The sequence below is a fragment of the Leyella stercorea genome, assembly GCF_021531355.1.
Classification (GTDB): domain Bacteria; phylum Bacteroidota; class Bacteroidia; order Bacteroidales; family Bacteroidaceae; genus Prevotella.
In genome coordinates this window covers 21,126-30,681 of sequence record NZ_JADYTS010000037.1, presented here as the reverse complement: position 1 = coordinate 30,681, position 9,556 = coordinate 21,126, and the positions used below count along the sequence as shown (strand labels likewise).

Annotated in this window: 14 protein-coding genes; 13 read left to right on the top strand and 1 reads right to left on the bottom strand. The window is 45.4% G+C overall.

Going from position 1 to position 9,556, the window contains the following annotated elements; all coding sequences use genetic code 11:
- Positions 1 to 984: 984 nt before the first annotated feature.
- Entirely contained in the window at positions 985 to 1,347 is a 363-nt protein-coding gene (locus I6E38_RS09255) for a helix-turn-helix domain-containing protein (protein WP_235393712.1), read from the bottom strand.
- Positions 1,348 to 1,513: 166 nt separating this feature from the next.
- Between I6E38_RS09255 and I6E38_RS09250 the strand changes: the two genes are divergently transcribed.
- The 13 genes from I6E38_RS09250 (at position 1,514) to I6E38_RS09190 (ending at position 9,551) form a co-directional block, all read left to right on the top strand.
- Entirely contained in the window at positions 1,514 to 1,717 is a 204-nt protein-coding gene (locus tag I6E38_RS09250; protein WP_235393711.1) for a hypothetical protein, read from the top strand.
- Between the two features lie 156 nt (positions 1,718 to 1,873).
- Positions 1,874 to 2,056 (top strand): hypothetical protein, encoded by a 183-nt coding sequence (locus I6E38_RS09245; RefSeq protein ID WP_235393710.1) that lies wholly within the window; start codon positions 1,874 to 1,876, stop codon positions 2,054 to 2,056.
- A 2-nt stretch (positions 2,057 to 2,058) separates the two neighbouring features.
- A complete protein-coding gene (locus tag I6E38_RS09240) occupies positions 2,059 to 2,529 on the top strand; it encodes a recombination protein NinG (RefSeq protein ID WP_235393709.1) in 471 nt (156 codons plus the stop codon).
- A gap of 307 nt (positions 2,530 to 2,836) precedes the next feature.
- Entirely contained in the window at positions 2,837 to 3,043 is a 207-nt protein-coding gene (locus tag I6E38_RS09235) for a hypothetical protein (protein WP_235393708.1), read from the top strand.
- Positions 3,044 to 3,049: 6 nt separating this feature from the next.
- Positions 3,050 to 5,080 carry an AAA family ATPase gene (locus I6E38_RS09230; RefSeq protein WP_235393707.1) on the top strand — a complete coding sequence of 677 codons (2,031 nt, stop codon included), beginning with the start codon at positions 3,050 to 3,052 and terminating at the stop codon, positions 5,078 to 5,080.
- A complete protein-coding gene (locus I6E38_RS09225; RefSeq protein WP_235393706.1) occupies positions 5,058 to 5,267 on the top strand; it encodes a hypothetical protein in 210 nt (69 codons plus the stop codon). Before I6E38_RS09230 ends, I6E38_RS09225 begins: the two co-directional genes overlap by 23 nt.
- A gap of 8 nt (positions 5,268 to 5,275) precedes the next feature.
- Positions 5,276 to 6,190, top strand: coding sequence for a recombinase RecT (locus tag I6E38_RS09220; protein WP_235393705.1), 915 nt, complete (start codon positions 5,276 to 5,278; stop codon positions 6,188 to 6,190).
- Positions 6,190 to 6,774, top strand: a complete 585-nt coding sequence (locus I6E38_RS09215) for an NUMOD4 motif-containing HNH endonuclease (RefSeq protein WP_235393704.1) — start codon at positions 6,190 to 6,192, stop codon at positions 6,772 to 6,774. The genes I6E38_RS09220 and I6E38_RS09215 overlap by 1 nt, the downstream gene beginning before the upstream one ends.
- Positions 6,775 to 7,157: 383 nt before the next feature.
- Complete coding sequence (locus tag I6E38_RS09210; RefSeq protein WP_235393703.1) at positions 7,158 to 7,496, top strand: hypothetical protein; 339 nt, start codon at positions 7,158 to 7,160, stop codon at positions 7,494 to 7,496.
- Between the two features lie 18 nt (positions 7,497 to 7,514).
- A complete protein-coding gene (locus tag I6E38_RS09205; RefSeq protein ID WP_235393702.1) occupies positions 7,515 to 7,934 on the top strand; it encodes a hypothetical protein in 420 nt (139 codons plus the stop codon).
- 76 nt (positions 7,935 to 8,010) lie between these two features.
- Positions 8,011 to 8,289, top strand: coding sequence for a DUF3127 domain-containing protein (locus tag I6E38_RS09200; protein WP_235393701.1), 279 nt, complete (start codon positions 8,011 to 8,013; stop codon positions 8,287 to 8,289).
- A 389-nt stretch (positions 8,290 to 8,678) separates the two neighbouring features.
- Positions 8,679 to 8,969 carry a hypothetical protein gene (locus tag I6E38_RS09195; protein WP_235393700.1) on the top strand — a complete coding sequence of 97 codons (291 nt, stop codon included), beginning with the start codon at positions 8,679 to 8,681 and terminating at the stop codon, positions 8,967 to 8,969.
- Entirely contained in the window at positions 8,970 to 9,551 is a 582-nt protein-coding gene (locus tag I6E38_RS09190) for an nSTAND3 domain-containing NTPase (RefSeq protein ID WP_235393699.1), read from the top strand. It begins immediately after the preceding gene.
- Positions 9,552 to 9,556 lie beyond the last annotated feature (5 nt).

Genomic DNA, 9,556 nt, shown 5'->3' with positions numbered 1-9,556 from the left:
TTGCTCTCGCTAAACGATATACAAAAGGAGGGTGCACCATAAATGACCATAGTCAATTATGACACACCCTCTTTCTTTGTGATCCGCATGGGATTACATACATGATGCTATAGGTGTCTGATAATCAGTGTTCTCGGCGTTTCAATGCAAAGGTAGGTAATTTTTGGGTAATACAAAAACAATTATATAAAATATTTTACGCGAAAATGACTTTATAGAACGTTAACAGACGTGAATGCACATTTGGACGGTTGCCCAACTTTGCGTATCTTTGTATCGCTTTTAGAACTCACACGCTGATAGCAATGTTACAGACGCAGGTATCCTCTATATACAGGGAGTCTTCATTCAAAGTTCGGGTGTGAGCGAACGGCGAATGGGGACTCTTCTTTTTTTTGTCCCTATTCATGGTCGAAGTGTAAGAGACGGCTAAATACACCACGCATCATTTCGACATTAAACAAAGTCAGCAAGTGGGACCCAGGGCTGAAGCGCAAGAGTTGATTGGAGAAGGCGCGGGAAGGCGGTAGCGAACACCGAAAGCTCCATGTACTAACTGTCGTTAGCTGGCAAGTGGTGGTGACGGGTCTGATCCTGACGTTTGCTCACCTGTTAAGCGACTCTTTCTTATAGACGGATGCTCAATCCTCTATAAGGGGAGAGTCTGCTCTAAGCCCTCAGCCTTCCGAATGCTCTTTGATAGTTTAGATTGAGAATAATAAATATGATTTTCTCTTTGGTTCTTTCTCTTGATTTCGATTTGAAGAAAAAAATAAATTAAACCCGAAAAAACGTCACGTTGAAGAGAGAAGACCCGAAGATATTAACTGTGGAATTAGGTTTTTAGTTTGATATTCATACGATTAAATTTTTTCATATTAAAATAAAGAGATTCAAGCGTGAATCAAAAGACTGGCTTCTATTCGTGAGAAGAGGTGCCAGTCTTTTTTGTTTACTATCACTGCCTTTTTTGGTGTAGTGGTATCAGCCTACAAGTTGCTGACGGTCGAGGGACTGCTTGTCTTGGTTTTTTTCCAGGATAATGGAGCGAAGTTCCTTGATGATGCCTTCCTTGACGAGCAGTTCGGTCTCGTATTGCTTTTTAAGTTCGGCTACGTCGGGCTGGTCAACGATAAGCATACTGCCCTGGCCTCGTATGAGCCATTCTGCCGAGACTTCGGGGAAGAGGCGGAGGATATTCTCGATGAACTCCAGTTTAGGGGCTTGGGTGCCGTTTAAATAGTTTGTGACGGTGGATGGACGCTGTCCAAGACGGTCAGCGAGTCCGCGTCCTGACAAGTTGTAGTGTCGGCGGACGGCTTCGAGGCGTTCAATGATAGTTGTCATAGTGTAAAACAGTTTATTGATGTGTACGTATGTGAAAATATCTAAATTGTAACGCTTTTCTGTTGCGTTTTCTTGGTCATTTGCCTAAACTATTGTACATTTGCACTTGAAAACGTTACAGATAACGTTTTATATAAACTTTAATGACACAAATTTACAAAAAAATATGGCAAAGCTGGTTAGAAAAAAGAAAATAATTGTACCGAGAAGCAAGATTTCGGTATTGATGTCACGATTTGAGTGTGGCCAGTGTATGGTATACAACGCTCTTGCATATCGTTCGAAGAGTGATATGGCTGAGAAGATACGCAAGATGGCGTTGAATGAGTTCGGAGGCAGGAACGTCAGCGTGCCTGTGTACGAACAGTAGGAAAGGATTAGCTGAAATCAGATATTAATGCAATTTGTTTAAACGACGTGGAAGCGACCACTCACATGATTTTTCATATTCTAACGAATCGGTAAATAATGTCTGCCTGGTGCGTGAGCATAGGGCAGTTTTTCAGAAATCTAAAACTGACGCTATATGCTGCAACTTTTCTCGACGCAGACCTACCAGGATAAGGTAGATGCGATATATAAGCTGCTCAATACTGACACGGACTGCCCGATAGAGTTGTTTGAGTGGCGTATGAGGCGGATACACTGCCTTAACTTGAAGATTAAACAACGTTCTGCCGACATGGGCAGGAGGGAGGAGATATACTAAGTATGTTCTGGAAGAAAAAGAAAGACAAGGAAAAGCCCGAGACTTGGGGCAAGGCTGCAAGGACGGGCAAATGGAGAAGTACCACGTCGCTTAAGGCAAAGCTTGACAAGGTATTTTCGATGTATATCAGGCTTCGGGACTCAAAGGAGTATGGATATGAGTATTTCCGATGCGTGAGTTGCGGGAGGGTGTTGCCCTTTGAGCAGGCTGACTGCGGACACTACATATCGCGAACCAATATGGCTCTGAGATATTCGGAAGACAACTGTTCGGCGCAGTGCCGTTTTTGTAACCGCTTCAAGGATGGCAATATCCTTGACTATCGCCAAGGACTTATAAAAAAGATTGGCGAACAGAGAGTAACGCTGCTTGAAGCAAGGAAGCACGAGGCGAAGAAATGGTCTAACTGGGAGCTTGAAAGGCTCATAGAACACTATGAGGGCGAGGTAAGGGAAATGAGGAGTAACACATAGGATATTTTGCTCATATATAAATTCAAGTTTTTAGGTTATTGATGTAAAAATCTTTGCAGCAGCGGCTGCTACGTATGTTTATTGATTAAAACCATCTGTCCGGTTCGTGAGAATAGGGCGGTTTAAAAAAGGGGGCGTGACTACGGCTTGGGTAGCGTAGAGTTATAAAGAAGTGGTTCCGATGTGAGGGTTCGATTCCCTCTGCCCCCACGAAAATCTTAATTTTATTTGTAATAAAACACTCTTGTTGTTCGGTTCGTGAGAATAGAACAACATTTTACTACGAAACTATAAAACAAAATATAACATGAACAAGAAATATGTATTGGACAAGATACGTGAGCTGATGCCGGACGACTCGAAGAGACCGATGGGCGTTGGCTATGTGGAACTGAAGAACGCTGTGCAGGCAGACTTGAAGAAGATAATGAACGAGCTGTTGAAGGACGGTGAGATAAACTACTTCAAGACGCTAAACGGTGTGACGGTATATTTGAAGGACTCAAAACTATAACATAATATGAAGAAGATATTGATAGACAAGATATGCCTGCGATACTTCAAAGGTGTAGAGAATAAGGAAATCGTGCTGGGCGACAATATCAATGTGGTAAAGGGTCGCAACGGAATAGGCAAGTCGACGATAGCAGACGCTATCAGCTGGGTGCTGTTCGGCACGAACCAGTCTGGAGCCACCAAGTTCGGCATCAAGACCAAGGACAAGGACGGCAATGAGATTGAGGACGTGGCGCACTCGGTAGAGATTTCGCTTAGTGTGCAGGACGAGCAGGAAGGATTGACGTGCTACGTGCTGACACGTACACTGACCGAGACCCGTAAGGAAGATGGCAGCGTGACGAACAGCTACACGTACAAGGTGGACGGAGAGGTAGAGACGGCAGGAGACTTCAAGAAGGTCGTTGACTCCATTTGTCCTGAAGAAGTGTTCCGTCTGTGCTCATCGCCATACAGCTTCACTCAGATGGACTGGAGCGAGCAGCGCAAGAGGCTGAACGAAATGTTCGGCGTTCCGAGCGTGGAAGACGTGACGGGTGGCGACAAGAAGTATGACGCTATCAAGGAACTGCTTGAGAAGGACGATGTCGACAAGGTGCTGAAACACTTGAACTACAAGCGCAAGGAAGTACAAAAAAGCCTTGACGAGGTGCCCGTGAGACTTGAAGCCTTGAAGAATGTGCTGCCGAAAGCAGAGGACTGGGCAGACATAGAGAATCGGATCAAGGAGAAGGGGCTGGAAATAGACGCGACACGAAAAAGTCTCAACACTATCGATAATGGCGGTGCAGATTTAATACGCAAGCAGCAGAATATAAGCATTCTAAATCTTGACTACAAGCGCAAACGCATCATGGAAGAATCGGCGCAGCGTAAGATGGGCGAGATACTAAAGGCGAACGCCGAAGCCAAGACGGCGTGCAAGAAAGCTGTGGCGGAGGCGGAGCAGAATATCGAAGACTTAAAACAGAAGTCGAAGTCGTTTGATGTAACATTGGTAAAATGCGACGCACGTATGAACGAACTTGACGCGGAAAAAGCCGACGGCAAAGCTAAATGGAAGCTCATCAAGGCAAGGAAATGGGAATGGAACGAAGATGATGCCTTCTGCCCTACCTGCAAGCAGCCTTTGCCGGAAGACCAGGTGCAGAGGATTATGGAGGAGTCGAAAAAGGCATTCCTTAATAACCAGGCATCAGACCTCAAGAAGCTGGGTAACGACGCTGCAAGAATAAAAGAAGAAGTAAAGAAGTGTGAGGAGACCACTGAATACTTCAAGACGCAGCAGAAGGCAACGCAGACACAGCTCGACAAGGCTGAGGCTGAACTGATAGAAGCCCGAAAGGCTCTGGAGGAACAGACGAAGAAGGAAGAAGAGAAGGTGAGCGTAGAGACCTTGCTCGCAGAGAAACCCGAGTACAAGCAGGTGTGCGACCGTATCAGAGAGAAAGAAGCCGAGCAGGAGAAACCGTCTGATGAGGGCATGAGCGAGGAAGACAAGAAGATGAAGGCGGAATTGGAAACGAAGCTGAAAGACTTGGAGGCGGAGAGAGAAGTACTCACGGCACGGCTTGCAGTAAAAGTGCAGTGGGAGAAGGTGAACGCACAAATGGACGCTCTGCAAGAGAACCGCGCACAATGGAAGGAGCAGATAGATGCGCTTGACGAGAAGATAAAGGCAGCAAGTGACTTTCAGAAGCGCTCGTGCGAGGTGCTTGAAGAGAACGTGAACAGACGGTTCAAGTTGGTAAGGTGGAAGATGTTCCGCCGACAGCTCGACGGCACGGAAAAACCATGGTGTGAGTGCTCGGTGGACGGTGTACCATACTCAGACTTGAATACGGCAGCGAAGATAAACGCAGGTCTCGACATAACTAACACGCTGAAAAGACACTACGGAGTGGACGTGCCTTGCGTGATAGACAATGCCGAAACGGTGCAGGAGCCACTGTATGAGGGAGGTCAGCAGATAAGGCTGACGGTGACGGACGACGAAGACATAGTGATAGGCTATGAAAATAGAGACGAAGTATAGCATCGGAGATACCGTGTGGTTTCTGGACGGGTATCGTGCGCAAAGCAGCAAGATAACCGGTATAGAAGTACAAGTGTTGGGAACATCAAAGCCCTTCGTACAATACAGATTCTGCGTGTTTCCTCCAATTAAGGAGGAGCACGCATTCAAGACAAAGGAAGAACTAATTAAATACATAGGAAAATGACACAGACAATGACAACAGCAGTGGCGAAGCAGCCACAGTTGACAGCGCAACAACAGACAATAGTCGCTTTCAACAACAAAGTGAATGGTAGCTTTGTACAGAACCAACTAAAAAGCGTATTGGGTGCAAACTCAGGAACTTTTGCAACTTCACTTGTGGAAATCTTTACAAATGACAAACAGTTACAGGAGTGTGATGTGAATAAGGTTGTTCAAGAGGCAATCAAGGCAGCGACGTTGAAACTACCTTTGAACAAACAATTAGGGTACGCCTATCTTATGGTGTTCAAGAATTGGGATAAGGAAGCCCGCAGAACTGTTCCAACACCGACATTAACGATAGGTTATCGTGGATATATACAGATGGCAATGCGTACGGGACAATATCGCAATATTAATGCAGATGTGGTATATGAAGGTGAACTTGTAAAAAAGGACAAGTTGTCGGGCGGAATTGATTTGTCAGGTGACAAGATGAGCGACAAAATTGAAGGTTTTTTTGCTCACTTTGAGACAATAAACGGTTTTTCAAAAACACTGTATATGTCTCTCTCGGAAATGGCTGCATATGCGCTTAAATATTCCCCATCGTTCAAACGTAAGGTTACACCGGACACGCCTTTGCCTACTGTAGACGGACTTTGCGACCTTGCAAACGGACAGGCTCAGAATGGCCCGACTGGCAAAGTCGGTTGGGAAGGCGACTTTCTCTCAATGGGCGTAAAGACGGTACTGCGTAGGCTGCTATCAAAATATGGCTACTTATCTATTGAAATGATGGGAGCATTAGCTGAGGACGAAAAAGAACCAAGCGTGCAACAAGTTCGGGATGTAGAGTTTTCCGAAACAAAGGAAATCATTTCGGTTGATGAGCAAACAGGTGAGATTTTAGAAGCCGGCAATGACAATAACCCCTTTGAGTAATGGAAGAATGGAGGTCTGTAAAAGGCTTTCTCGATTACCAAGTAAGTAATTTAGGAAGAGTCAAAAAACGTTCTTATTGGAAAATTGGCAAGAATGGTAGAATAATAAAAATAAAAGAACATATCTGCAAAGTCAACAATAGAAAAGGATGGTATTTGACTCTTATCCTAAATGATGGATTGGGAAAGCATAAAACCTGTAGAATTCATAGACTTGTATGGGAATCTTTTAGGGGAGACGTACCCAACGGGTTTGTAGTTCATCATAAAGATGACAACAAACAAAATAATAACATAAAAAACCTGCAGTTAGTCTCAACAATGGAGCATCACAAAATACATCTTGCAGAACATCCGGAGATGATTGAGTCTATGAAAAAATACAATAAACTCATAAGGCCTAAGAAAATTTGTCAGTATTCATTGGATGGACATTATATTGCTAAATATAATAATGCAAAAGAAGCATCCGTAGAGACCGGTGTTTGCTCTCGTAATATACTACAAGTGTGCAATAGGACAGAATATAAAAAAGGAAAATTCAGAACACAAGCAGGAGGCTTTATTTGGAGGTTTGAAGAATGATATTAACGACAATAAATAGTGGAAGCCGAGGTAATGGATTTTTACTGGAGGCTGATGATGGACAGCAACTTCTAATGGAAGCTGGTTGTAGGTTAAAAGATTACCAAAATGTAGGACACTTAAAAATCGGTTGTGCTCGTGGTATGTTGATAAGCCACGAGCACGGATAAGGAGACCATGCTAAATACGTAAGAGATTTTACTCGTGCCGGGATAGACGTGCTGAGTACGTCGGCGGTGAAGGAGAAGAACAGATATGGCGTGACTGCCGTGGAACACGGCAAGACATATCATCTTGGGGACTTCGCTGTGACGCCGCTGAGTGTTGAGCATGACGTGGAATGCTTCGCTTATCTTGTGCATCATCCGGAAATGGGGACGCTGATGTTTACGACGGACTGCTGGAACCTGCATCAAGTGGTGAAAGGCGTGGCGCATTATCTTATAGAGGCTAACTACCAGGACGACATTCTGGACGAGGCTGTGAGAGAGGGGCGCACGGCGGCGAAGCAAGCGGACAGAATAAGGCTGAGCCACATGAGCCTGAAGCACTGCATAGAGTACTTGAAGATGTGCGAGGCGGACAAGACAGCGAGAACGATAACGCTGATACATGCAAGCGGAAGACATCTGGACAAGCAGAATGCGGAACTGGCGGTGGCAGGACAGACTGGTGTGCCGACGTGGGTGGCGAAGCAAGGATTGGAAATAGTATTAATGTAAGAAAGGGGGTAAGGGGGTATGGCGACTTTTGAGAGGCTGAATGACCCGAGGCAGTATATGGCTGCCATGAGAGAGATAGACAAGGCTCGCGACTGCGGATATGCTATAGACATAGTGAAGCACAGAGAGGTGGCTACGAACAAGCAGATGGCTTATCTGAACTTCATTATCAGTTATTACGGCTACAAGCAGGGCGAGACTTTCTACAGCGTGCTGCGGACGATACAGCAAGATGTGTGTCCGCATATCTTCCTGACGGAGGAGGGTAAGAAGCCGAAACCGCTGTGCTATCTGACTACGGCAGAAATGTCGAGCGTGATAAGGAACTTCCTCGACTATGCGTCAATGAGCGAGGTGATAATACCGGACAAGGACGACGAGAGAGGACTGAGAAGCGCAAAGGCAGAGCTGGCGAGCGGTGGCGCAGGATGGGTGTGAGGAATGTTGAGTTAGGAATTTTGAATGTTGAATTGGTCGGCTTTGCCGATTTTGAATTAATAAATTTTGAATTGATATGATACATATTGAAGGAAAGGTAGTGGATATTATGCCGGAGACATCGGGCGTAGGCAAGTCGGGCAGACAGTGGCGTGAGCGAGCGGCGGTGATAAATCATGTGGCTCACGAGCAGTATCCGAAGAACGTAGTAGTGGCATTCAAGGGCGAGGCTGTAGATACGGTGAACACGCTGCGTGTCGGCGACGTGGTGAGCTGTGACATCAGCATTGACGCACACGAGTACCGAGGCAAGTTCTTTAACGAGATTAAGGGATTCGGATTGAAGAAAGTATAAATCAAAGATTTAAATAAGCTCTAAATATGGCTGACATTGGGGCTTGCTTTAGGAAGATAGGAGATATACCTACAACTCTAACGCTCTTCTACCTTATATATAAAGCAAACGATGAGGGATATGTAGATGCTTCTTATGCGGACATGGCTAAAGCTTTGAATCGCTCACGAACAATGTTGTATAAGTACGTGATGCGACTTGCGAGTTTGGGAGCAATAGAATTACGAAGTAAACAGCAAGTAAACAATAGGTTAACAGCAAGTGAACAAAAAAGAACGTACATTTACATACCTCAAATAGCTTATTATAAGCGTGTTACAAGCACGGGAGAAAATCGTTCGGTTAACAGTAGGTTAACAACAAGTAAACAGGAGATTAACAAGAAAGACTTGCCCCAAAAGACGCTCGAAGAACGTAAGGAAGAATTTCACGAGTCATTAAAGCCTTTCGTTGAGAAGTATGGAGAAAACTTGATAGAAGAGTTTTATAACCATTGGGCGCAGGTAAACGAGGGTGGCACGAAGATGCACTGGGAGAAGCAGAAGACGTTTGAGATAGCTCGAAGGTTGGCTACCTGGAAGCGGAACGGCTACGGCAAAAGCACTTCCGAGCAGCGTATGCACACAGACGGAACTGTTTTGCATGCGGAACAAATGGATTATACGAAAGGTACATGGTAGATGAACTTCAATTTCAAGCAAATGGTGGAGAGCCTGAAAGACACGGGCTATCCTGCCGAACCCGACAGGGTGAGAATAAAGGTGGCGAACGCTGAGGCGAGGCTGAGAGCCGGGCTGGACTACTTCACGGGCAAGGGAGTATGGAACGAGGAGAACTACAGACCTATAGTGGAGTGGCTGGAGGACAACAAAGGCCGGGGGCTGCTTATCAACGGAGGGTGCGGACTCGGGAAGTCGCTGATAGGCATGCGCATAATACCGATACTTGTCAATACGGCATGCCGAAAGGTTGTGAGCATATACCGGGCTCAAGACCTCGTGTCGCAGCCAGACGCCATACTGAGCAAACACATTATATATATAGATGATGTGGGGACTGAGAATGTGGCGAACAACTACGGCAACAAGCGCATACCCTTCATGGAGCTGTGCGACTTGGCTGAGATAAAGGGCAAGCTCCTGATCCTGACAACGAACCTTGATATTCCGCACTTGGAGGAGAAATACGGAGAACGTACGATAGACAGGCTAAAGGCTATAACCAGGTGTGTGACATTCAAAGGGAAATCACTTAGAAAATAACTAAA